A 22,882-nucleotide genomic window follows, 5' to 3' on the forward strand; every position below is an offset into this window, starting at 1 on the left:
CGATCACCCGCCGCACATCATCGGCATGCTCCGGCGGAGTCGTCCGCGCGGCACCATCGGTACGCGGGCTGCGGCCCGTGCCACGCGGGTCGTAGGTCACGACCGTACGGTCGGCGAAGTACGTGGCGAGCGTGCCGAACCCCGCCGCGTCCATCGGCGAACCGACCAGCATCAGCGGACGACTCCCCACGCGCGTCGCATCGGTGCCGCCGAAGCCTGCGCCCATCGCCTCCCCGGGAGGCCGCTCCCGGCAGCCGCGGAGTACGTAACTCCTGTTGGGAGCCCGACCGGTGGGGCCGGCGGCCGCCCTCGATTGTCAGTGCCGGGTGAGACGGTAGAACCATCACGTCGGCAGGAAAACGAGGGGGAGCCGTCATGTCCGAAGGCCAGAACTTCATCAACCACGTCGCGCTGGTGCTGGACGCCAGTTCGTCCATGTCCCACCTGAGCCGCAAGGTCGTCGAAGTCGCCGACCAGCAGATCGAGTACCTCGCCCGCAGGTCCAGGGAGCTGGACCAGGAAACCCGTGTCACGGTGTACGTCTTCGCCGACACCGTGGAATGCGTCATCTACGACAAGGACGTGCTGCGGATGCCGTCCCTGAAGCAGCTGTACCGGGTCGGCGGCATGACGGCCCTGCTGGCGGCCGCACTGAAGTCCCAGCGCGAACTCGCACAGACCGCACAGCTCTACGGCGACCACAGCTTCCTCACCTTCATCCTCACCGACGGCCAGGAGAACGCCAGCCACCGCTGCCCCGACGCCCCCGCCACGGACCCGCGCGCCCTCGTCGCGGCCGTGGCCGAGATGGCCGAGACGCAGGAGCAGAACTGGACACTGGCCGTCCTCGTGCCGGACCAGATGGGCAAGCGCGAGGCGATGCAGTGCGGGTTCCCGAAGGACAACATCGCCATCTGGGACGCCACGAGCACACAGGGCCTCGAAGAGGCCGGACAGGTCATCCGGGAGGCCACCGAGAAGTTCATGGTGGGTCGCACCAAGGGCATCCGCGGATCAAGGGCGGTGTTCACCACCGGCGCGGAGACGGTCAACCAGGACACCATCAAGGCCGCCGGGCTCACGCCCGTGGACCCCTCGGCCTACCAGCTGATCCCCGTCACCCGTGACACGGCGATCCGGGACTGGGTCGTCGAATCCGGGCACACCTACCGCTCCGGCAGCGCCTTCTACCAGCTCAACAAGTCGGAGAAGGTCCAGGCACGCAAGCAGATAGCGGTCCTGGAGAAGAAGACCGACCAGGTGTACACCGGACCGGAGGCCCGGACCCTCCTCGGTCTGCCCGACGCGGAGGTACGCCTCAAGCCCGACCACAACGACGACTTCACCATCTTCGTCCAGAGCACCAGCGTCAACCGCAAGCTCACCCCCCACACCCGACTGCTCTACATCCTCTGACACCCGCCCCGATCCATCGCGCTCGCGGAACGCGCGAGGGCACCGGAAGGCCGGAAGCCGGTCCTGCGGGGCTCCCCCGCAGGACCGGCGACCGATGCGGTCGGCGTCAGCAGGCGGAGACCACAGGTGCGACCCGGAGCGTACGGCCGGAGCGCCGCTGGAGATCGCGCAGCGCCCTGCCCAGTGCCCGGGCCGGTTCCACGTCGTCAGGCCGGTCCGCAGGCATGGTGGCGTCCCTTCTCTTCGGATCCACTCCTCCCGGAGGAATGCGGTCGCTGCGGTTGACCGCACGGTCGGGTCAGCAGGTGACGACCTTGCCGTACGAACCGCGGCCCCAGTTCCATTCCCAGGACTCCCGCGGCTGGTAGGTCAGGCAGCGGGAGTCGGGGCCCCAGTCGATGACGACCTTCAGGTGCATCGCCTCGTCGCAGCCATTGGTGACCTTCACGTACTTCTCGTGCTTGACGACGTCTCGCTTGACGCAGGCCGGCGCGGTCCCCCTGGCCTGGGCTTGGGACGCGTGGGCGCCGGTGGGGGCGGCGAGGAGTGAAGCGAGGGCGGCGACCGCGATGAACGTGGCCGTGCGTCGCCGGGCCGGGGCGGCGGGGTGTGCGGCGTCGATGTGGGTGTGGATCATGAGGCCACCCTCACAGAGACCGCCGAGCGTTCGGCCGGCCTCGCCGGGCGAACCCCCCGAACGAGGTACGCGCGGCAGCGGCTCGGTCAACGCCGTACCCGACGAGGCCCCTGGCCCTCCGCGACGTCCCGCCCCGGGGTCAAGGGGTTGCGGCGCAGGTGGAGGGCCTGGGGTGCGGGCCGGGCCGCTGCACCGCGCGGGGGATGATGGAGGTGGCAGGACGGAACACGAGGTCAGGAGTGTGCATGGCGAAGCGGGTGCACCAGCCCCGCGAGGACGCGGAGTTCGATTTCATCCTCAGGATGAGCGACGTCCCGGTCCTCGCGTATTTCACCGGGACGTGGCCCAAGGCCATCGAGCCCTGCCGGGCGATGGACCTCGTCGTGGGTGCCCTCGCCGACGAGTGCACGGGCCGCCTGACAGCCGTCAGGACCGACATGACGCGCTGCCCGGCGGCGACGGAGCGGTACGGGGTCACGGGAGCGGCGTCCTTCGTCCTGCTGAAGGAGGGGGAAGCGGTCGCGCACGGCGCGGGGCCCATGACCACCGCCGAGTTCAAGGGTCTCCTGGACGGGCATCTCTGAGGCGTACCGCGGCGGTCGGCAGGCGGCACGGGTGGGAGCGGGGGGGGGGGGGGGGGGGGGGGGGCGGGGGGGGGGGGCGGCCCCCGGGGGGGGGGGGGGGGGGGCCCCGGGCCGCGGGCGCGGCCCGCGCCCCCCCCCCCCCCCCCCCCCCCCCCGCTCTCCGTCACACCTGGTAGCGGTCCGGCGCGTACAGGTGCAGGTGCTCCTTCACCCACTCCGACGTCCGGCGCAGCCCGTCCGCCAGGGAGACCTCCGGCTCCCACCCGGCCCACTCGCGGGCCCGCGTGTTGTCGGAGAGCAGCCGCTCCACCTCGCTGGCCGAGGGGCGCAGGCGGCGCGGGTCGACGACGATCTCCGCGTCGCTGTGGGCGGCGACGGTCAGCGCCTGGGCGAGGTCGCCTATGGAGATCTCCTGGCCGGAGCCGAGGTTGACGACGTGGCCGAGGGCGCGGTCGCAGTCGGCCAGGGCCAGGAAGCCGCGAGCGGTGTCGGTGACGTAGGTGAAGTCCCGGGTCGGGGTCAGCGAGCCCAGCTTGATGCGGCGGGCTCCCGCGTGCAGTTGGGCCAGGATCGCCGGGATCACGGCGCGGGCCGACTGCCGCGGGCCGTAGGTGTTGAACGGCCGGACCACCGTCACCGGCAGGTCGAAGGCGTGCCGGTGGGACAGCGCCATCATGTCCGCGCCGATCTTGGAAGCCGAGTACGGGGACTGCGGCTGGAGCGGGTGATCCTCGGAGATCGGCGCGGTGCGGGCCGTGCCGTACACCTCGCTGGTGGAGGTGTGCAGCAGGCGGCGGACCCGGTGCCGGCGGCAGGCCTCGGCGATGTTCTCGGTGCCGACGACGTTGGTCTGCACGTAGGCGCCGGGCGAGTCGTAGCTGTAGGGGATGCCGATGAGCGCGGCGAGGTGGAAGACGGTGTCGCAGCCCTCGACGGCGTCCATGACCCGCCCGGCGTCGCGGACGTCGCCGGTGAACGTCTCGACCAGCGGATGCGTCAGGAGGTGGGCGAGGTTGCCCTTTTCGGCGTACGGCTTGTAGTGCGTGAACGCCCGGACCCGGGCGCCCTTCGCCACCAGCAGGTCGACCAGGGTGGAGCCGATGAAGCCTTCGGCTCCGGTGACGAGGACCTGGCGGTCGGTCCAGTCCGGGGAGACGGTGCGTGCGGGGCGGTCGGTGGTGGTCATCGTACGTACTCCAGGGTGGGTCGGCCGGCGAGGCGCATGACCTCGGCGGCGAGCAGGTCGGCGGCGTGGGCGTGCGGGCCGGGGTCGGCGGCCGACTCCATGGCGGCGAGGCGCGCCGGGTCGGCGAGCAGCGGTTCGATGAGGGCGGCCAGGCGGTCCGCGGTCGTCTCGGCGTCCGGCACCAGCAGGCCGGCGCCGACGTCGGTCAGGACGCGGGCGTTGTGGGTCTGGTGGTCGCCGGGGGCGTGCGGATACGGCACGAGGACGGCGGGGACGCCGGTGCTGGCCAGCTCGGCGACGGTCGCCGACCCGGCCCGGCAGATCACCAGGTCGGCGGCGGCGTACACCTGGTCCATCCGGTCCAGGTAGGGCACCGCGCGGGCCATCGGGCTGCCCGCCAGCCGGCGGCGGGTCTCCTCCAGCGCGTCCGGCCCGGTCTTGATCAGCAGATGGACGTCGGACCGCCCCTGCCAGCGCCGGGCGAGGCCCGTCGCGGCCTCGGTGAGGCGGGCGGCGCCCAGGCTGCCGCCGTTGACAACGACGAGCCGGGCATCGTCCGGGACGCCGAGCGCCCGCCTGGCCGGGGCCCGCTGGTCCGTGCGGTCCAGGCCGGCCAGGGACGCGGCGATCGGCATGCCGACCGTCAGGGCCTCGTCGCCGCCGGCCAGACCGGCGCGGCAGTTGTCGAAGGCGACCGTGACGTTCCGGGTGAGCCGGGCCGCGAACCGGTTGGCGCGGCCGGGCACGGCGTTGGACTCGTGGATCAGGCTCGGCAGCCCGGACCAGCGGGCCCCGAGGATGACGGGCGCGCTGGGGTAGCCGCCCATGCCGACCGCCACCTGCGCCCGCTGGTCGCGCAGTACCGTTCTGACCTGGTTGGCGGAGCGCACCAGGGCCGTGGGCAGCAGATAGCGCCGGGCGCCGAGCGCCGGGTCGAACGGGATCATGTCGACGGTGTGCAGCCGGTACCCGGCCTGCGGGATCAGCCGTGTCTCCAGCCCGCGTTCCGTGCCGACGAAGGAGATCTCCGCCGCGGGGACCAGTCGCCGCAGGGCGTCCGCGAGAGCGAGCCCGGGGTAGATGTGGCCACCGGTGCCCCCGGCACCGATCACGACGGAGAGCCCGGGCCCGCGAGAGCCCACAGCAGGCGGCGCGGGGCCGAACGACGCGGCGTCCGATGAGGATGAGGTGTGCATGGCCTCACGCTCACAGAGCGCCCTAAGAAGGTTTTAAGACGTCCTTTTGGCAGGCTGGGGGCGTGATGAGACGAATCCTGGTGGTCGATGACGAACCCGAGGTACGGGCCGCGGTGGAGGACGGCCTGACCGTCGAGGGGTACGCCGTGCGCGGCGCCGCCGACGGTCTCGCCGCCCTGTCCGTCATGGCTGCCTGGCAGCCGGACGCCGTGGTGGCGGACGTCATGATGCCGGTGCTGGACGGTCTGGCGCTGTGCCGCAGGCTGCGCGCCATGGGCGACCGCACCCCGGTCCTCGTGCTCACCGCGCTGGATTCGGTGAGCGATCGGGTCGACGGGCTGGACGCCGGCGCGGACGACTACTTGGTCAAGCCGTTCGCGCTGGACGAGCTGACCGCCCGGGTGCGGGCGCTGCTGCGCCGTGCCGATCCCGGCCCGCAGGAGTCGGCCGGTCTGCTGTCGTACGGCGACCTGGTGGTCGACGCGGCCACCCGGACGGGGCGCCGGGGCGGGCGGCCCATCGAGTTCAGCCGGACCGAGTTCGCGCTGCTGGAGCAGCTGCTGCTGCACCCGGGCCAGGTCCTCACCCGGCAGGTCCTCTTCGAACGGGTCTGGGGCCGGGACTTCGGCCCCGACTCCAACTCGCTCGCCGTCTACGTCGGTTACCTGCGCCGCAAGCTGGAAGCGGACGGCGAGGCGCGTCTGGTGCACACCGTGCACGGCGTCGGCTACCGCCTGGAGGCGGCATGAACGCGCCGGACGCCGGCGGGGCGGGCGGCGGCGGCCGAAGGAGGCAGGTGCCCGCGGGGCGCGGGGAACGGGAGTCCGAGGGGCGCGGTCGGCGGGATCGCCCGGACCGAGCGGGAGTCCGAGGGGATCGCGCGGAGGAGGGCCGGTCCGGTGGTGCCGGTCGGCCCCGGCACCGTCGGGCCGGCCCGCGCCCGCTGCGCACCCGCCTCGCGCTGGCCGCCTCGGCGGCGGCGGCGCTGGTCGCGGTCGGTGTGTGCGTGGCGGCTTTCCTGGTCCTGCGGCACAAGCTGTACCAGCAGGTCGACCAGAACCTCGCCCAGTCCGCGACGCTCGTCGCCCAGCAGAGCCGGGAGGACGGACCAGCCGTGCTGAGGGGCGAATGCCGATTCCTCGGCGCGCCCGCCTGTGCCCAGGTCGTGCCGGTGCGCCCCGCCGACGACCCGGGCGAGCCGTACGTCCTGCCGGTGTCGGCGGCGGTGCGCGAGGTGGCGGCCGGTGACCGGGCCCCGTACTACCGGAACATCGGCGTGGAGGGGCACCCGGCCCGGATGTTCGTCACCACCTACGACCGGGGCGCCGCGATCCAGGTCGCCCTGCGCTCCGATGTCGCCGAGCGTGGGGTGCGCCAGGCCGCCTGGCTGCTCGGCGGCCTGGGCGCGGCCGGCGTCCTCGTCGCCGGGGGCCTGGGCTATGCCGTCGCCCGCACCGGCCTCGCCCCCGTCACCCGGCTGACGGCCACGGCGGAGCGGGTGGCGGCCACCCGCGACCCCCGGTACCGCATCGAGCTGCCGCCGGGCAGCCGGCACCGCGAGGACGAGATCACCCGGCTCGCGACGACGTTCAACACCATGCTGGACGAACTGGAGCGGTCGGTGACCGCTCAGCGCCGGCTCATCGCCGACGCCTCGCACGAGCTGCGGACCCCGCTGACCGCGCTGCGCACCAACGCCGAGCTGCTCCGTCACGCCGACCGCCTCCCCGCCGATCGCCGGGAGCGCGTGTCCGGGGCGCTCGTCAGGCAGCTGACGGACGTCACCGGGCTCGTGAACGATCTGATCGAACTCGCTCGCGACGAGGAGCCGCAACCCCTGCTGGAGCAGACCGACTTCGCCGCGCTCACCCGGCACGCGGTCGACACCGCCCGGGAGCGCTGGCCGCAGGTCGGCTTCGACCTGTACGTCGCCGGCGACGCCGAGGGGGTGCTGCGCCCCGGTATCCCCGCGCGTCTCAGCCGGCTGCTGACCAACCTGCTGGACAACGCGGCGAAGTTCAGTCCGCCCGACGCCACCGTCGAGGTCGGCCTCACCGCGCGCGAGCTGACCGTACGCGACCATGGGCCGGGCGTCGCCGCCGAGGACCTGCCCCACATCTTCGACCGCTTCTACCGCGCTCCCTCGGCCCGGTCCCTGCCCGGCTCCGGTCTCGGCCTGGCCATGGCCCGGCAGATCGCCCGTACCCACCATGCCGAACTGACCGTCCACCAGGCCCCGGGCGGCGGGGCACTGTTCCGACTCACCCTCTGAGACTCGGAGCTGCGCCCCACCACCCGCCCGTTCGCAGGCCGTCACGCGTGCCGGGGACGCTGCCCGTCCGGGGAGGAGGCGGGCCTGACCTCGGGATTCCTAGCCGACGGGGACGTGGTCCTCGTGCGGGTGGGGAAGCGGCGGTTCGGCCGGGTGGTGGCGCCGGGGGCCGCCGGGGCGGACCGGCCACCAGGTGCTCCGGCCGAGCAGCGCGGCCAGCGCGGGCACCAGCACGATGGACAGGACGAACGCGGAGAGCGTGATGCCGAGCGCCGTCGCGAAACCGATCTGCTGGGTGGAGGGGTTCGTGTTGACGGCGAGGCTGCCGAAGGAGGCGGCCAGCACGACGCCCGCCGTGGCGATCGCGGGCGCGGTGTGCCGTACGGCCCGGGCCACGGCCGCGCGGGCCGGTCCGGGGCGTCCCATCTCCTCGCGTATGCGGTCGCTGATCAGGATGTTGTAGTCGGTGCCGAGAGCGACGACGAAGAGGAAGAGCACCAGCGGGAGCGTGAAGTCGACGCCCGGCTCGTCGAGCAGGTGCTGGAAGAACAGGGTGGAGGCGCCGAGGGTGGCGGCGAAGCCGAGGCCGACGGCGACCATGAGGATCGCGGGGGCGAGCAGGCTGCGCAGCAGGACGAACAGGATGAGGGCGATCAGTACCGCGGCGACCGGGAAGACGATCCGCAGGTCGTGGTCGACGGCGGTGGAGATGTCGGCGAAGATCGCGGCCGTGCCGCCGACATGGGCCTCGGTTCCCTCGGGGGCGGTGGCGGAGACCGTGTCGCGGAGGGGTCCCGAGACGAGGTCGCGGGCCTGTTGGGTCTGGGAGCCGGGGGTGAGGTACAGGTCGAAGCGCGCGGCCGTGCGGTCCTCGTTGAGTGTGGTCGCGCCGACCCTGCCGACGCCGTCGACCTTGCCCAGTGCCCGCGGGAGGGCCTCGATCCCCTGGGCCGTCAGGGTGCGGCCGTCCTTCGCGATGACGTAGACCGTGGCCGGGTCGGACACTCCGGCGGGCAGGGCGCGGGAGATCTCGACCGCGGTGGCGGCGGCCGGGGTCTCGAGGTTTCCGCCGCTCTGGCCGAAGTCCATCCGGATGCCGACGAGTCCGGCCGTGAGGGCGCCCAGCAGGGCGAGGGAGGCGAGGACGAGGCTCGTCGGGCGGCGGGCGACCAGGGCGCCGAGGCGGGCGGCCGCTCCTTCGGCGGGTTGCCGCTTCAGTGCGCGGGAGGGCCAGAACATCCGGCGTCCGCAGACCGCGAGCAGCGCGGGCATCAGGGTGAGGCTGGCCAGCAGCATGACCAGGACCGACACCGCAATGGCCGGCCCGAGGACGCGGAACTGTCCGAACGTGGCGATGGTGAGGGTGGCGAAGGCGGCCACGATGGTCAGGGCGGCCGATGTGATGGCCGTGCCGACCCGGGCGCTGACCTCGGCCGCCGCCTCGCGGGCGGGCTGTTCCGGTCGGGTGCGCAGCTGTTCGCGGTAGCGGAAGAGGAGGAAGAGGAAGTAGTCGACGCCGATGCCGACCAGCACGACGCTGATCAAGCTGGGGGTGGACGGGTCCAGCTTGATGCCGGTGAGCGCGGCGCCGCCGACGACCGTGCCCGCCGCGGCGCCGCCGACGATGACGACCGCCAGCAGCGGCACGAAGGCGGCCAGGAGGCTGCGGAACACCAGGATGTTGATGAGCACGATGAGGCCGGTCATGGCGATGCCGACGACGGTCTGGGTGGTCTTCTCGGCGTCGGCGGTGTCCGTGAGGTCGGCGAGGCCGCCGGTGAAGCCGGTGCGCATCCCGGATTCCTCGAACGCCGCCTCGGCCCGGTCGTGGAAGGAGCGGTAGACACTCTGGAGGCCGGGGTCGAGGGCGTTGCCGGTCAGCCGGACCGAGAGCAGTCCGAAGGACCGGTCCGGCGCGGTCATCGCGTAGCGGACGGTGGGGGTCTGCGCGTAATCCTCGGCCAGGAGGGCGGGCGGGTCCTCCTTCTTCGGCGCGGGCATCTCGATGCGCCGGCTGCCCAGCCGGTCGGCGACGGTGCCGACGCGCCGCTCATCGGCCTCGGTGAGGGGCTCGCCGTCGGTACGGGCGACGAGCATGGTCACCGTGTTGCCGTCGGGTTTCACCCCGAACTTCTCCTCGGCGACCGTCAGCGCGGCGGCCGAGTCGTACTGGGCGGGCAGGAAAGCGCCGCTCTGGGGCTCGGTGACACGGTGGACGAGGGCCTGGCCGAGCACGGTCAGGAGCATGCCGAGCGCCGCCCAGGCGGCGATCACCTTCCATGGGTTGCGGGTGGAGAACCCGGTCAGGGCGCGGATCACGTGTCGTCCTCCGGAGGTGGGTGGTTCGCCGAGGTGTCCCGGCTGATGTCCAGCTCATCAGCGGGACGTGGGCGAATCGTCCGAGCGCAGGAGGAGACGGCGCCCAGGAGCGGGGGCGGGGCGGGAGCGCCGACCAGGACCCTGGTCCCGGGTCGCCCTCCGTCCCGGGTCCCAGGGAAAGGGGCGGGGGCCGGTGTCAGAATGGCTCCCGGAACGACAGCGGGTCGTGGGCACCGGCAGCCGTCGGCGGTCCGCCCGCCGAGGGGGAGAAACCACAGCATGCCGAAGACGAGAACCGCACGGGGGCGCTCCGTCGGCCGGCGGAGGGGGCGGGACGGCGACGCCCCGTCCTGGTCGGCCGGGGACGCCCTGCCCTGGACCCGTAACGACGGGCTGGTCACGGTCGGCGCGGCCGCCGTGGACCTGCTGAGCTTCTCCCTTGGCAGCCAGATCGACCACGGGTACGTCCCGCCGGCGGGCTGCGTGCTGTTGTTGGTGGCCGCGCTGCCGTTGCTGGCCCGCCGCCGCGCCCCGCTGACGACGCTCGCGGCCGTCCTGCTGTTCGATCTGATCCTGAATCTGAGCGTGCCGGTGGGGCAGCACTTCACGGCGACGGCCGTGGTCGCGCTGTACACGGTCGCACGGTCCCGGGGCGCGGCCGTGGTGGCAGGGGCGGCGCTCGTCTCGGCGGTGATGCCGCTGGTCGGGCAGTCGCCGTGGCCGGTGACCGTGAACGTGGTCGGCAGCGTGGTCAATGTGGTCTTCGTGCTCGTCATCGCGGCTGCCATGAACCGCTGGGACCGCGAGAACGAGACCAACCGCCGGCTGCTCGCCGACCGGGCGGTGGCCGACGAACGGCGCCGTATCGCGCGGGAACTGCACGACATCGTCGCCCACCACATCACCACCATGCAGCTGATGGCCGGAGGGGCCCGGGCCAACCTGGCGAGCGACCCCGAGGTGGCCCGGGAGGCTCTGGTCACCCTGGAGGGGTCCGGGCGGATGGCGTTGCGGGAGATGCGCCAGCTCCTGGACGTGCTGCGGGCGGGCGACGAGGCGGAGGAGCCGCCCATCGCCCCGCAGCCGGGGATCGGGGACCTGGCGCGCATGGTCGGCGAAACGTCCCGGGCCGGGCTCCCGGTCGAGCTGGAGGTGCGGGGCGAGGAGCGCCCGCTGCCGCCGAGTGTCGGCCTGACCGTGTTCCGGATCGTGCAGGAGGCGCTGACGAACGCGCGCAAGTACGCCGGGCAGGCGCGTGCCCGCGTACGGCTGACGTACGGCACGGACGGGCTGGCCGTGGAGGTGTCGGACGACGGGGGCGGAGCGGCGGACGCGAACTCCGGTTCCGGTTACGGCCTGCTGGGGATGCGGGAACGGGTCGCCCTGCACGGCGGCACGCTGGAGGCCGGCCCCCTGGAGGGGGGCGGGTTCCGGGTGGCGGCCCGGCTGCCGCTGACGGCCGGGGCGGGGGCGCCGCGATGAGCGGACGAACGGCTGAGGCGATCAGAGTGCTGATCGTGGACGACCAGCCGCTGGTGCGGCGCGGGCTGGCCCTGATCCTCGCCCCGGACCCGGCCTTCGAGGTGGTGGGCGAGGCCGGCGACGGCGAGGAGGCGGTGACCCTCGCGCACCGGCTGCGCCCCGACGTCGTCGTCATGGACATCCGGATGCCGGTGCTGGACGGGGTCGGCGCCACGGAACAGCTCGCGCGGACGGTGCCCGAGTGCCGTGTACTGGCGCTGAGCACCTTCGACATGGACGAGTACGTCGTGGCGGCGCTGCGCGCAGGCGCCTGCGGATTCCTCCCGAAGGACGTCTCCCCGGAGGAACTCGTCACCGCGGTGCGGGTGGTGCACACCGGGGAGGCCGCGGTCGCGCCCCGGCTGCTGACGCGGCTGATCTCCGCCTATGTCGTGCCCCCCAGCCGTCCGCAGCCGCCCGCCTCGGCGCCGGTCGATCTCACGCCGCGCGAAGAGGAGGTGTGGCGTCTGATGGCCACGGGGCTCGACAACACGGAGATCGCCCAGTCCCTGGACCTCAGCGTGTCCACGGTGAAGAACCACATCACCGGCCTCTTCGGCAAACTCGCGGTCCGCGACCGCGCCCAGGCGGTGATCGCCGCGTACGAGACGGGGCTGGTCGAAGCGCGCGGCCGGAGCTGACCGGCTCGTCCGCGGGCGCGGCGCGGGCGGCGTCGTGTTTCGGCGGCTCGTGGGGGCCCTGGAGCAGCGGCCCTTGGGTGTCGACGGACCCGGTGCCGATGTGGGCCGTTGCTGCGGGGGGTGTCTAGCGAGTGGTGTCGCGCAGGTAGAGGGCGGCGAGCCGGGGGAGACGGCGCCGCATCTCGACGTGATCGTCGAAGTCGAAGTCTTCACCCATGCCGTCGCTGTCTGGGTCAGGCTCCTCACCCGGGGTGTCGCGTGCGTCCCAGGCTTCGTAGAAAGCGTGGGCGTCGCCGGTCAGGCGCTCGAACGCATCATTGGCCGCGTAGTTGGCGGCTTCGTCGAAGACCGCCTCACAGTCGTGCGCACGGGCCCCGTCGATCACTATGGGATGCTCGGCCAAGCTGTCCGGGCATGTTGCTGCCCTCTCGTACCATTCACGGCCCAGGGCGATCAGGCCGGCCCTGAAGTCCATGAAGCTGTCGTCCGAGCATCCGCCGCCGATGAGGTACGCAGCGGCCCACACGTCCCATCGGTACACGGCCCCATGTGCCTCGTCGAAGCGTTCTTGGTAGCCGAGGATGTCGTCCTTGGTGCGAGTGGCCAGCTCATCCACCAGGGTTTCGGCGAAAGCCTTCTCCACGCCGGCGGTCGAACGTGCGGTGTCGATGACGTCCCAGAACTCGTGCATGTCCATGGCGGGGACTCTGCCACCTGCGTACGACATTTGTGGGTCGAGCTAGGCCCGCTTTCCCATTGCGGGGCGGGACCGGGAAATGCCGCCGTTTCACTGGCGACACACGCGATCGCCGACCTCACCCCTGATACCTGCACGGTACTCTCGGCCGTCCCGTCCCGTCGCCGGGTGCCGAGGCGCGTTCAGGGGGTCGGGCGGGTGGTGCCGGGCAGGCATCTGACCGTCGGGTTGTACGTGGCGAACTCCCCCTGCGGGTTCTTCTTCCACAGCCACAGGTGCAGGACGTAGTGGACGGGCTGGCCGGGGAAGTTGCCGCGGTTCGGGCCCTTGAAGGGGACCCCGAACATGCTCGGACGGTCGTCGTCCGTTGCCGGGTTCTGGTCGCGGTCGTGCACCGTCCACTGGACCCCGACGAGACGCTTGCCGCCCCTCCGGTCGTCCTCGTAGTAGAGGGCGGTGGGCTTCGCCGGGTCCGTGGAACCGGTGAGGGCGTGGTTGAAGTGGGGGTAGCCGAGCGCGCCAGTGCCTCCCGCGCGGTCGAAGACGCAGTACTGGTCGGGCTTGTAGCCGGCCCGCACGCCGTTGGCGTGCAGCTGGAAGGGGGCGGTCGCCCGGTAGACGGCGGCCTTGTCGGCCGCCGCGCCGCCGGGGTGCGGACCCGCGAAGGCGGCGGCGGGGGCGAGGGCGAGTGCGGCGGCGGTGGTCAGGGCCAGGGCGGACGCGCGGGTCATACGCGGACTCCTCGGGAGATGGGCTCCGGTGCGCAGTAGCCATTCCCCGCCGGGCTCACCCGTCACGCGGTCGGACCCGAATGACCGCCAGTCGAGCGACACCGCCCAGCCCGCGGGGCCCGCCCGCGACGCGGCCGCGAAAACTCCCCGCGCCAGGGGCACGCGGGCGCCTAAGGATCGGTGACCCGAATCGGCGGAACGTGTGCGGTGCGGCAATTAGGCTTCGGCGTATGAGCCAGACTCCTGTCGACCCCGTCGCGCACAACCGCCTCGCCTGGGACCGCGAGGTGGAGCAGGGCAACGAGTGGTCACGCCCGGTCGGCCCCGAAGTGATCGCGAAGGCGCGGGCCGGCCAGTGGTCCATCGTCCTGATCGGGTACGAGCCGGTGGACCCGACCTGGTTCCCGCCGGAGATCGCCGGTCGTGACGTGCTCTGCCTCGCCTCCGGCGGCGGGCAGCAGGGTCCCGTGCTGGCCGCGGCGGGCGCACGGGTGACCGTCTTCGACAACTCGCCCCGCCAGCTGGCGCAGGACGAGATGGTCGCGGCGCGGGAGGGGCTCGACCTACGCACCGTGCTCGGCGACGCGCGCGACCTGAGCCCCTTCCCGGACGCCTCGTTCGACCTGGTCGTCCACCCGGTCTCCAACCTGTTCATCCCGGACCCGGCGCCGGTCTGGCGCGAGTGCCACCGCGTGCTGCGCCTCGGCGGGACGCTCCTGTCCGGCTTCCTCAACCCGGACGTCTACCTCTTCGACGCCGAGTCCTTGGAGGCGCGCGGCGAGCTGGTAGTGCGCCACCGCCTGCCCTACAGCGACCTCACCCACCTGGAGCCCGCCGAGCGGGAACGGCTGTGGGGCCTCGACGCGCCGGTGGAGTACAGCCACACGCTCACCGATCAGCTCGGCGGGCAGATCGCGGCGGGGTTCGCCATCACCGGCTTCGCCGAGGCGCCGCACCACTCGGAGGCCACCGCCGGCTGGCTCCCCGGCTACTTCGCCACGAAGGCCGTCAAGGCCGGCGCCGGTCACTGACCCTCCACCGGCCGGGCCAGGTCACCAGTGAGACCGGCGGGCGGCCAGGGCTTTCGTTCGGATCACCCCGGCCTCGGCAACCCCGCGTCGCTCCTCGTGCCGGCCACCGTAGGGCACCCGCACCCCGCATCACCGCCTCGACATCGGCGCCGTCCACAAACAACGGAACGGGCGCGGTGCGGCACTAGCATGCGACGCATGGCCATCAGACTTGAGAACGTCGGCATCGCCGTGCGCGACCTCGAAGCAACGATCTCCTTCTTCACCGACCTCGGCCTCACGGTCGTCGGCCGTGACACGGTCAGTGGCGAGTGGACGGACACCGCCGTCGGCCTGGATGGCAATCACGCCAACATCGCGATGCTCCGGACGCCGGACGGTCACGGCCGCCTGGAGCTCTTCGAGTACATCCATCCGGAAGCGATCGAGTCGGCGCCCACTCTTCCCAACGAGATCGGCATGCACCGCGTCGCCTTCTCCGTCGACGACATCGACAAGGCCCTGGAGACGGCCGCCAAGCACGGCTGCCATCCGCTGCGCGGAGTGGCGACCTACGAGGACGTCTACAAGCTCACCTACCTCCGCGGCCCCAGCGGCATCCTCGTCATGCTCGCCGAGGAGCTGAAGAAGGACTGACGGCTGATCGGTCGGCGGCGAGAGCGCGGATGCCGCGACGCTGTCCGGCCGTCCCTCGCCGCGCGAGGCCCTCGGGGGTCAGAGTGCGCCGAGGGCCTGCATCGCCTCCCGTTCGATGCGTGCGAGTTCGTGGAGGAGGGAGCTGGCCTGGACGAGGTGGGCCGCCTCGCCGGACTCGCCTGCCGTCCCGATGAGTGCGGCCACCCGCGTCCAGAGGACGGCGGCCTCGGTGTACAGGCGGTGCCCGGTGCGCAGGTGGCCGCTGTCGTTCCACTGGACGCACTCGGCGAGGAAGTCCCGGTAGAGGTTGCGGAACAGGGCGCCGCCGGTGCCGGCCCGCTCCATGAGGAGGGCGGCCCGTGGCAGGCCCTCCCGCGGATCGGCGCTGCGGTGCAGCCACTTCGGCACCTGGCCGGCAGCCTTTTCGATGCCGCGGTAGCCGAGGTTGGCGATGGGCGGGTTCAGGAAGGCGTGGGCGCAGGTCCTGATCGCGGGGATGATCCGGTCCTGCGGTGACGTCAGGTCGCCGGGTGCCGTGAGGGTGAAGGAGCGGTGCCTGGCGGTCATCGGGCCGCGCTCGGCCCTCGCTCTGGCCAGGCCGGCGAGGCTGGTCACGACAGCGCCGCCCTGCGGGGCCGTGTCCACCAGATGGGCGTCCTGCTCGTCGTAGCCGTACATGGCGACGACGTGCCCTCCGAAGTGCACCTTGGTGCTGAAGTAGTCCAGGTGGTAGCTGTCGAGTTGCAGGCCGACGGGCCGACCGGCGTCGATGGGTGCCGCCACGTTCTGCCATGCCTTGCGCGGGGAGGTGGTCTCCTCGACCAGCAGGCGAAGCCCGAGGGCGGCGGCGACGTTCCGGGTGAGCTCGAACGGCTTGACCCGGCCGCCCAGGAAGGGAAAGCCCATGCGCTTGCTGTCCCAGTAGACGAAGGACAGCCCGGAGCCGAGTCCGAACAGCATGGGCTCGGACAGGTCGAGGCCTTCATGGCGCAGCAGTACGCCCAGCGCCGTCGTCTCGCAGTGCTGCGTTCCGCGGACGTCGATGTCCTTCACCGTGGGCATGCCGCTGATCTGTCCCTTCGTCAGTCTTCATCGGGGGGGGAGGCGTCATCCGGGTCGGGCCGGGTCGGCCGCCGGAGCTTGGCCGACGCGCGACGCGACGCCGGGAGGTGGTTCCGGCTCAGTGCTCGCAGAGGGAGAATTCCCGTTCGTAGAGCTGCTCGTTGTGCTCGTCGACGAAGAACTTGCGCTCGTGCATGAGCTGTTCGCGGTAGGTCTTGGCCTGGTCGAGCGTCATGGTCGACGTGTCGGACCAGGGTTGCTGCGGGGGTACGTCGGAGGTCGAGACGATCCTTTCCGACGGGTCGACCAAGAAGAACGCGAGGATCTTGCGGTGTCCCGGGCGGGTGGGATCCGCGAGGCGGAACGAGCCCACACGGTGCTGCAGGATGTTCGGGAACGCCAGGCAGCGGCCCGCCGGAGTCGACGCGGATCCCAGCTGCTGGTTCAGGGCGTCCTCGTCCTCGAGGCCGTAGACCTCGCGCAGACCGTTGTCGTCGTTCTGTTCGTAGCGCGGGTCGTCCAGCGCCGCCCGGAACCCGAGCCGGCTCTCGGTGATGTTCTCGCTGTCCCAGTAGTACATGCCGGTCGAGACGATCCGCTCGTTCATCATCCCCTCGACGTGCCAGGAGCCGCCCGCGTACTCGGGCTTCTCCGGGGTGAGATGGATCGTGGCGAGCTTCACGATGACCTGGAGTCGGCGGCCGCGCAGATCGACCCGGGCGGATGCGTCGGGCACCACGGGCGGAGTGAAGGCCGGGGCGTCCGGGATGACCGGGCGGGCGGTTCTCCCACCAGTCGTCCTGGGCCGCTTCCCATGCGCGGAGGGCTTCGGTGAAGGCCGCGGCGTCGTCGTAGGCGGCCTTGCTCGGATACTCCGGTTCCGAGTCGTACCACCCGTAGGGGTCGGCCTCGATCCGCGGGGGACGCGGATGGCGCAGATCGGTGAGCACGTTCTCCAGCAGCGGGCGCATGCACGCGAACACGTCCGGCAGGACGGAGGCCAGTGCGTGATGGGTCTCGGGGTGGACGTTGTTGACGTATGAGCGGAAGACGACCTCGCCGTCCTCGTCGATGTCGACGTCCGTGGGCAGCCACTGGAACTTCTCCGAGAACTCGTACCGCGAAGAGCGGTCCGTCGGGTTCTGCCAAGCCCGCTCGGGCGCGCCGCTCACCTCGCGCACCAGGCAGAAGAGTGAGGGGTGGACCAGGTCCAGCACCTGGCCGTCCGATCCGGGATGCCAGTCCTTGTCCGCTTCGGGGACCTCTTCCAGCACCCGGACCGCCTCGCGCAACCGGGACGCGAGCTTGTCGTCGACCAGGCCGTCCGACTGCCACACCCCGTCGACGGCGGACACCTCGACACCGGTCCGTCCGTCCCGCAGCGCGGCGTAGTGCGCGAGCTCGGCCAGCACGTAGCGGACCTGCGCCTCGGTGAGGTCCTGGGCGACGGCTTCCCGCGTCCACCTGGCGACGATGTCGGGATCGTTCCTCTTGTCGAACCACCCCGGCTTCGCCCGGATGTGCGCGCTGCACTGCATCATCTGCAGTTCTCGCAGCGTCCGGGGCGTCGCGAACGCCAGGGAACGGGAGGCGTGAAAAGGCAGCGGGAAAGCGGCCAGGCCAGTCAACTCTTCTGATCCTTCCGGTCTGTGTGCGGTGGCGGGAACGATACGTGAGCGGACTGACAACGCGGCCGGGGGCCGTAGGCCCGCGGCGTGCGTCCGATGATCCGGCAAGAGCCCGGCCGTACGGCTGAATGCGCGGCGCGGGGGCGCCCCATCACCACCGACGCGCTCCTGCGCACCGCCCCCCGGACTTCCCCTCGCCCGCGGCCGGGTCCTGGTCGCGGTGACGTGGCGCCGCTCCTCGACCACTGGTCACGCGAGGGCATCTCCTACCTGCGGTCCGGCAGGCTCGCGGGAGATGCCGCGGCCGGTGTCGTCTCCGCCTCCGATACGGCGGAGGCCGAGGCGGCCGTCGGGCGGTACGGGCGGCAGGTCGACGCCGCCCTCGGTGCCGAGATGCGCGCCGGCCGCACCCTGGCCTCTTCACCCTCAACCCCAGCCTGGTCCACACCGGGCTGACCCGCGTGCCGCCGGCGTGGCGCAGCCTGGACCAGTGCATCGCCGGCCGCACCAGCGTCGCCGGCATCATGACCATGCCCCTGGCGCGCGCGGCCGCCGCCGTGGGCACCTGGATGTCACCCGTGCCCGTACCCGCGCCGGCGCCGGCGACCGCGTAGGCGTGGGAACGCCGACGGCCCGCCCCTTCCGCTGCCGGAGGGGGACCGGCCGTCGGTGTGCCGTCCGCCGCCGGGGCGTCCGGCACCCGCTCTCGGTGTGTTACCAGCCCCGCGTCACGTCACGGGCGGCGCCGAAGGTGCCGTCGCCCCGTCCCGACCAGGCCTTGAGCGTGCCGGTGGAGTCGTCCCTGGCGAGGATGTCCGCCTTGCCGTCGCCGTCGATGTCCTGGGCTGCGGTGGTCTGGGAGAAGGCCCATCCCCAGGTGACGTGGACGGGCTCGTCGAAGTAGCCGGCCGCGTTGTGGATCCACATCTTCAGGCTGTTCGTGGCGGGGTCGCGGGCGAGGATGTCCGCTTCGCCGTCGCCGTCGAAGTCCGCGGTGCTGGTCTGCGTGAACGTCCATCCTGCGGTGAACGGGACGGAGGCCCGGAAGGTGCCGTCGCCCCGGCCCGCCCAGATCCTCAGATCGCCGTCCGGGTCGCGGGCGATGAGGTCGGCCGCGCCGTTGCCGTCGAAGTCGGCGGTCGCCGTCTGGGTGAAGTTCCACCCGCCGGTCACGTTGTGCGGGGTGTGGAAGGTGCCGTCGCCCCGGTTGAGCCACATGCGGAGCGTGTTCCGGGGAACGTCCGCGGTGGCGGGCCCCTCGTAGCGGGCCAGGATGTCGGCCTTGCCGTCGCCGTTGAAGTCGGCCGCGGTGGTCTGGGAGTAGTTCTGCCAGCCGAGGGTGAGGTCCTTCGCCTTGTCGAAGGTGCCGTCGCCTCGGCCGAACCACACCTTCAGGGTGCCCGTGGGGTCGTGGCGGGCCATCAGGTCGGTGATCGAGTCGCCGTCGAAGTCGGCCGCGGTGGTCTCCCCCATCGGCAGCGCCGCCCGGGGCGCTCGCTCGGCCAGGGTGCGGCCGAGGAGTTCCGTACCGGCGTCGTCGAAGTGCAGCTTGTCCGCGCTCGCCACCGCGGGCCGGAGGGCGTAGGGGTCGTCGAGGTCCTTGGTGGCCACGTCGAAGTCGATGTACGCGTCGATGTCGCCGGTGGAGCGGATGTACGCGTTCACCTGCTGCCGCACGGCCTCGTGGAGCCGGAAGGGTCCGTTGCCCCCGGTGTACCCGGAGAAACCGGGGATGGTGGCGACGGTGACGCGGATGCCACGGGCGCGGGCCTGGGCGGCGATCGTCCGGATGGCGTTCGTGACGGTGGCGGCCGAGGCGTTGTCCTGGACGATGTCGTTGACGCCTTCGTAGAGGACGACTTCACGGACGTTGGGCTGGGCGAAGACGTCACGGTCCAGGCGGGTGACGGCGCTCGGTCCCTCACCGGTGGCGTAGTCCGTGGCTATCCGGTTGGAGCTGATGCCGGCGTTGAGGACGCCGGGGGACGAGGCTCCGTCGCCGAGGAAGGAGGCGTAGTGGTCGGGGTAGCGCTTGTTGGCGTTCGCGGTGCTGTGACCACCGTCGGTCTGTGAGTCGCCGATGGTCACGACGGTTCCGGCGGTGCCGTCCCTCGCGACGTCGACACCGCTGACGAGCCCCCAGAAGGAGACCGGTTGGGTGTAGGCGTCCTTCCGCACGTCGGCGGTCCGGTCACCGGCGAGTCGGGCGGTGGTATAGGAGGTGGTCAGGGCGTACCCGTGGTGCGGAGCCACCTTCACGGTGCCGGGCAGGTGGTAGCTGACCAGTAGGTTCCGTCCCGCGGTGACGGGGAAGTCGATCGGGTCGCTGACCACTTCGCCGCCCGCCGGCAGAGTGGTCTGCCGGCTCTGGTCGAAGGTCACGGTGGCGGGCGTCCCGGTGGCGGTGGCCTGGTCGGCCTGGGTGGCGAGGGTGACGTGGCCGAGCTTCACGGGGTGCGGGGAGAAGGTGTTGGCGAAGCGGAGGCGGACCGTGGAGCCGCTGGAGTGCGGGTTGACGACCATGCGGAAGGTCTGGTTCGTCCAGTCCGGGTACCCGGTTCCCATGGAGGTGGACCGCCCGTAGCCGAAGGCGGTGGCCCAGCTTCCCGTCCAGGAGGCGCCGCCGGGCGCGGCCGGGGTGGCGCGCACGGCGGCGGAGAAGACGTGCAGTCGGGGGCCGCCCGCGGGCAGGGTGGGCAGCGTGACGGAGGAGACCGTCTTGCCGGGGGTGAGGGGGACGGTGAGCGCGAACAGCTTCACCGGCGCCGTGCCCCGTGCGGAGCGGCCGAGGACGACGGCCGCGGCGACGGTGTTGCCGCCTTCCCAGTCGCCCACGTTCTCGAGGGTGTACGCGCTGGTGGTGCCGTCGCCGTAGTGCACGGTGCCGGAGCCGCTCGCCGGACCGCCGGTGGCGGTCAGCAGAAAGCCGAGGGCGTTGCCGGACCCGGAGACGGCCACGCGCTGCCCGTCGGCGACGATGTTGTCCTTCTGGCCGGGGGCCACGTCGGGCAGGGTGTAGGTCGTGCCGCTGACGGTGACGCGCGCTCCGCGGGTCCAGCCCGCGGCGTCGAGCGCTTCGGCGGACAGGCTGTCGCCCGTCCCGTCGAGGTTCGCGAGGCCTGGCGACGCCTGAGGGGCGATGCCGGCGTTGTCGAAGGCCTCGGCGAACGGGGCCGGGACGACCTCGTCGGCCGTCGCCCGCGTCGCCGAGAGCCCGGCGGTGACGAGCCCCAGGACGAGCGCCGCGGCTGCGGCTCTGGTCCGGGCGGATCTGGAGGTGGTACGGAGCATGGGCTGTCTTTCCGGTCGGATCGGGGACGGTCGCGGGGCCCGCCACCGCCGGAGGGTGACGCGGGGCCCCGAGGCGCTGGTGTCTTGCGGGATCCAGCTCCACGGCCGTCGTTGGGCGTTCGCCGTCGCGTCGGCGCCACCGCTCCGCACTCGGTCGCGCTCCGGCGTGTCGCGGGTGCGGTCGTGACAGGCATCGCCGGCGACACGGGAACGATCAGCATAATCGAGGAAATGCCTTGCCTTCGGGGAGTTTTGGCGACGGGGCTCGAACTCCCGGGCCGGCCCGTTCGTCAGTGGCGCCCGCGCACCTCACGTGCCCGCCCCGGACTGCGCCCGGTCACCGTTCCGGGGGGCGCCGGGCGGCTTCGGCGGCCTGGAGGCTGAGGCGCTCGGGGGCGGTACGCGTGGCGAGGGCCAGGTGCGTGGTCACCGTTGGTCGTCGCCGGTGGGCCGGGGCACGTGGATGGCCAGGACGGCCGTGTCGTCGTCCACGCCGGTACCGAAGGTGTCGAGCAGCTCACGGACCGCGTCGATGGTGGCGGAGGCGGTGGTGGGAGCGAGTGCGCGGCCGAAGTCGAGGAGGGCGTCGTCCCCGTAGCGTTCGGCACCGCCCGCTGTGGCGTTGGTATGCGCCTCGGTGAGGCCGTCGGTGTGCAGGAGGAGGCTGTCGCCGGGGGCGAGGTGGACGGTGGTGGTGGCGATGTGCGCGTCGAGCAGGACGCCGATGAGCTGGCCTCCGGGGGTGGGCAGGAAGTCGGCGGTGCCGTCGGCCCGCATGAGCAGGGCCGGAGGATGGCCGCCACTGGCCAGGGTGACGCGGAAACCGCCCCGCTCGGTGTCGGGGGTGAGCAGGCCGAAGACGACCGTGCAGAACCGGGGGTCGGTGCCGTTGTACTCGTGGTTCAGGACCGTGTTGAGGTTGTCCAGGACGGCCACCGGGTCGGGATCGTAGACGGCGGCGGCGCGCAGGGTGTAGCGGGCGAGGGAGGTGACCGCCGCCGCTGCGGCGCCCTTGCCGCACACGTCGCCGAGGAAGAGGCCCCAGGTGCCGGAGGCCAGGGGGAACAGGTCGTAGAAGTCGCCGCCGACCTCGTCGACGGAGGCCACGTGGTAGTACGCGGAGACGTCCAGACCGGGGACGTTCACCAGCGTCGGTGGGAGCAGGGACTTCTGCAGGGTGGTGGCCAGGACGCGGAGGCGGTCGCGTTCCCGGTCGGCTTCCTTGCGGGCGCGCAGCAGCTCGATTTCGTAGGCGCGGCGGTCGCGGGCGTCGAAGACGGTGGTGCGGATCAGCAGGGGCTGCCCGTCCGCATCGGCTTTCAGCGTCGAGGTGACCATCACCGGCAGGCGGGAGCCGTCCGCGGCCAGCAGTTCCAGGGCGATGCCGCTGATCTCGCCCTGCATGCGCAGCAGCGGGGCGAAGTGGGTCTCGTAGTAGAGGCGGCCGCCGACGGTGAGGAGGTCGGAGAGGTGCTTGCGGCCCACCACCTCACCGCGCTCGTATCCGAGCCAGTCCAGCAGGGTTGTGTTGATCTTCGCGATCCGGCCGTCCAGCAGGGTGGTCAGGTAGCCGCAGGGCGCATGTTCGTAGAGGTCCTCGGCGCTGTCCTCCAGCAGAGCGGAGAACCGCGCCTGCTCGTCGTCCGGCGCCGGTCCCCCGCCACCCGGGCCCGGGTGTCCGTGGTCGTCGCCGGTCGCGCACATCATGCGGGGGTCTCCCGGTACGCGGCGACGGCCGCGGCGGTCTCCTCGTGGGCGGTGACGCGCCCCGGCGCGGGCGATCGCCCCAGGGCGTGCGCCGAGCGTCCCGTCCGGCCCGGAATGCCCGGCACAGGCCCTAGGGCGTGCTTCGAAAGTAGCGTCGTCCGCCCGCAGGGCGGGGCCGGGGGCGTCTGGTGCGTGCGATCGCAAGGCGGAGGGAGGAGAGCGCAGCGGGCTGCGCCGACGACCGACAACGCAGCGAGCGTGCGTGCCAGGCGTTCCTGGCCAGACGGGACTTTCGAAACACGCCCTAGGCCGTGTCCGGAAAGTCCC

At 72.3% G+C, this 22,882-nt stretch carries 18 protein-coding genes and 1 pseudogene; 9 read left to right on the plus strand and 10 right to left on the minus strand.

Annotation, left to right across the window (positions count from 1 at the left end):
- Window positions 1-375 precede the first annotated feature (375 nt).
- Complete coding sequence (locus ACZ6RC_RS28255) at window positions 376-1,416, plus strand: vWA domain-containing protein (protein ID WP_469588353.1); 1,041 nt, start codon at window positions 376-378, stop codon at window positions 1,414-1,416.
- A gap of 298 nt (window positions 1,417-1,714) precedes the next feature.
- Here the strand turns inward: ACZ6RC_RS28255 and ACZ6RC_RS28260 are convergent, their stop codons facing one another.
- Window positions 1,715-2,053, minus strand: a complete 339-nt coding sequence (locus tag ACZ6RC_RS28260; protein ID WP_469588356.1) for a hypothetical protein — start codon at window positions 2,051-2,053, stop codon at window positions 1,715-1,717.
- Between the two features lie 245 nt (window positions 2,054-2,298).
- On the opposite strand from ACZ6RC_RS28260, the gene ACZ6RC_RS28265 reads away from it, so the two are divergent.
- Window positions 2,299-2,637 (plus strand): thioredoxin family protein, encoded by a 339-nt coding sequence (locus ACZ6RC_RS28265; RefSeq protein ID WP_469588359.1) that lies wholly within the window; start codon window positions 2,299-2,301, stop codon window positions 2,635-2,637.
- Between the two features lie 163 nt (window positions 2,638-2,800).
- On the opposite strand, the gene ACZ6RC_RS28270 is transcribed toward ACZ6RC_RS28265, so the two are convergent.
- The gene (locus ACZ6RC_RS28270; protein ID WP_469588362.1) at window positions 2,801-3,823 is read right to left on the minus strand and encodes a GDP-mannose 4,6-dehydratase; all 1,023 of its coding nucleotides are present in this window, start codon (window positions 3,821-3,823) and stop codon (window positions 2,801-2,803) included.
- Window positions 3,820-4,935, minus strand: coding sequence for a UDP-N-acetylglucosamine--N-acetylmuramyl-(pentapeptide) pyrophosphoryl-undecaprenol N-acetylglucosamine transferase (locus ACZ6RC_RS28275; RefSeq protein ID WP_469588365.1), 1,116 nt, complete (start codon window positions 4,933-4,935; stop codon window positions 3,820-3,822). Before ACZ6RC_RS28275 ends, ACZ6RC_RS28270 begins: the two co-directional genes overlap by 4 nt.
- A gap of 149 nt (window positions 4,936-5,084) precedes the next feature.
- On the opposite strand from ACZ6RC_RS28275, the gene ACZ6RC_RS28280 reads away from it, so the two are divergent.
- Window positions 5,085-5,768 carry a response regulator transcription factor gene (locus ACZ6RC_RS28280; protein ID WP_391138471.1) on the plus strand — a complete coding sequence of 228 codons (684 nt, stop codon included), beginning with the start codon at window positions 5,085-5,087 and terminating at the stop codon, window positions 5,766-5,768.
- A 194-nt stretch (window positions 5,769-5,962) separates the two neighbouring features.
- Window positions 5,963-7,291, plus strand: a complete 1,329-nt coding sequence (locus tag ACZ6RC_RS28285) for a sensor histidine kinase (RefSeq protein ID WP_469588859.1) — start codon at window positions 5,963-5,965, stop codon at window positions 7,289-7,291.
- A gap of 99 nt (window positions 7,292-7,390) precedes the next feature.
- Here ACZ6RC_RS28285 and ACZ6RC_RS28290 read toward each other — a convergent pair whose 3' ends face one another.
- Window positions 7,391-9,610, minus strand: a complete 2,220-nt coding sequence (locus ACZ6RC_RS28290) for an MMPL family transporter (protein ID WP_469588368.1) — start codon at window positions 9,608-9,610, stop codon at window positions 7,391-7,393.
- Between the two features lie 279 nt (window positions 9,611-9,889).
- On the opposite strand from ACZ6RC_RS28290, the gene ACZ6RC_RS28295 reads away from it, so the two are divergent.
- Together ACZ6RC_RS28295 and ACZ6RC_RS28300 are read left to right on the plus strand one after the other, a co-directional pair.
- Window positions 9,890-11,092, plus strand: a complete 1,203-nt coding sequence (locus ACZ6RC_RS28295; protein ID WP_469588370.1) for a sensor histidine kinase — start codon at window positions 9,890-9,892, stop codon at window positions 11,090-11,092.
- A complete protein-coding gene (locus ACZ6RC_RS28300) occupies window positions 11,089-11,772 on the plus strand; it encodes a response regulator (RefSeq protein ID WP_469588374.1) in 684 nt (227 codons plus the stop codon). Before ACZ6RC_RS28295 ends, ACZ6RC_RS28300 begins: the two co-directional genes overlap by 4 nt.
- 124 nt (window positions 11,773-11,896) lie before the next feature.
- Here ACZ6RC_RS28300 and ACZ6RC_RS28305 read toward each other — a convergent pair whose 3' ends face one another.
- Together ACZ6RC_RS28305 and ACZ6RC_RS28310 are read right to left on the minus strand one after the other, a co-directional pair.
- Window positions 11,897-12,469: a DUF4240 domain-containing protein gene (locus ACZ6RC_RS28305; RefSeq protein WP_469588376.1), complete on the minus strand. Its 573-nt coding sequence runs from the start codon at window positions 12,467-12,469 to the stop codon at window positions 11,897-11,899.
- A gap of 182 nt (window positions 12,470-12,651) precedes the next feature.
- The gene (locus ACZ6RC_RS28310; RefSeq protein ID WP_469588379.1) at window positions 12,652-13,200 is read right to left on the minus strand and encodes a hypothetical protein; all 549 of its coding nucleotides are present in this window, start codon (window positions 13,198-13,200) and stop codon (window positions 12,652-12,654) included.
- A gap of 230 nt (window positions 13,201-13,430) precedes the next feature.
- Between ACZ6RC_RS28310 and ACZ6RC_RS28315 the strand changes: the two genes are divergently transcribed.
- A complete protein-coding gene (locus tag ACZ6RC_RS28315; protein WP_469588384.1) occupies window positions 13,431-14,231 on the plus strand; it encodes a class I SAM-dependent methyltransferase in 801 nt (266 codons plus the stop codon).
- A gap of 198 nt (window positions 14,232-14,429) precedes the next feature.
- Complete coding sequence (locus ACZ6RC_RS28320; protein WP_391136121.1) at window positions 14,430-14,867, plus strand: VOC family protein; 438 nt, start codon at window positions 14,430-14,432, stop codon at window positions 14,865-14,867.
- Window positions 14,868-14,945: 78 nt separating this feature from the next.
- Here ACZ6RC_RS28320 and ACZ6RC_RS28325 read toward each other — a convergent pair whose 3' ends face one another.
- Together ACZ6RC_RS28325 and ACZ6RC_RS28330 are read right to left on the minus strand one after the other, a co-directional pair.
- Window positions 14,946-15,929: a BtrH N-terminal domain-containing protein gene (locus ACZ6RC_RS28325; protein WP_469588387.1), complete on the minus strand. Its 984-nt coding sequence runs from the start codon at window positions 15,927-15,929 to the stop codon at window positions 14,946-14,948.
- 118 nt (window positions 15,930-16,047) lie between these two features.
- Window positions 16,048-17,557 (minus strand): annotated as a pseudogene (locus ACZ6RC_RS28330) (DUF4246 domain-containing protein).
- A 225-nt stretch (window positions 17,558-17,782) separates the two neighbouring features.
- Here ACZ6RC_RS28330 and ACZ6RC_RS28335 point away from each other — a divergent pair.
- Window positions 17,783-18,013, plus strand: a complete 231-nt coding sequence (locus tag ACZ6RC_RS28335) for a hypothetical protein (protein ID WP_469588390.1) — start codon at window positions 17,783-17,785, stop codon at window positions 18,011-18,013.
- Between the two features lie 258 nt (window positions 18,014-18,271).
- Here ACZ6RC_RS28335 and ACZ6RC_RS28340 read toward each other — a convergent pair whose 3' ends face one another.
- Window positions 18,272-20,848: an FG-GAP-like repeat-containing protein gene (locus ACZ6RC_RS28340; RefSeq protein WP_469588393.1), complete on the minus strand. Its 2,577-nt coding sequence runs from the start codon at window positions 20,846-20,848 to the stop codon at window positions 18,272-18,274.
- A 426-nt stretch (window positions 20,849-21,274) separates the two neighbouring features.
- Window positions 21,275-22,552 carry a PP2C family protein-serine/threonine phosphatase gene (locus ACZ6RC_RS28345; protein WP_469588862.1) on the minus strand — a complete coding sequence of 426 codons (1,278 nt, stop codon included), beginning with the start codon at window positions 22,550-22,552 and terminating at the stop codon, window positions 21,275-21,277.
- Window positions 22,553-22,882 lie beyond the last annotated feature (330 nt).

It is taken from the genome of Streptomyces sp. NPDC048353 (genome assembly GCF_055587165.1).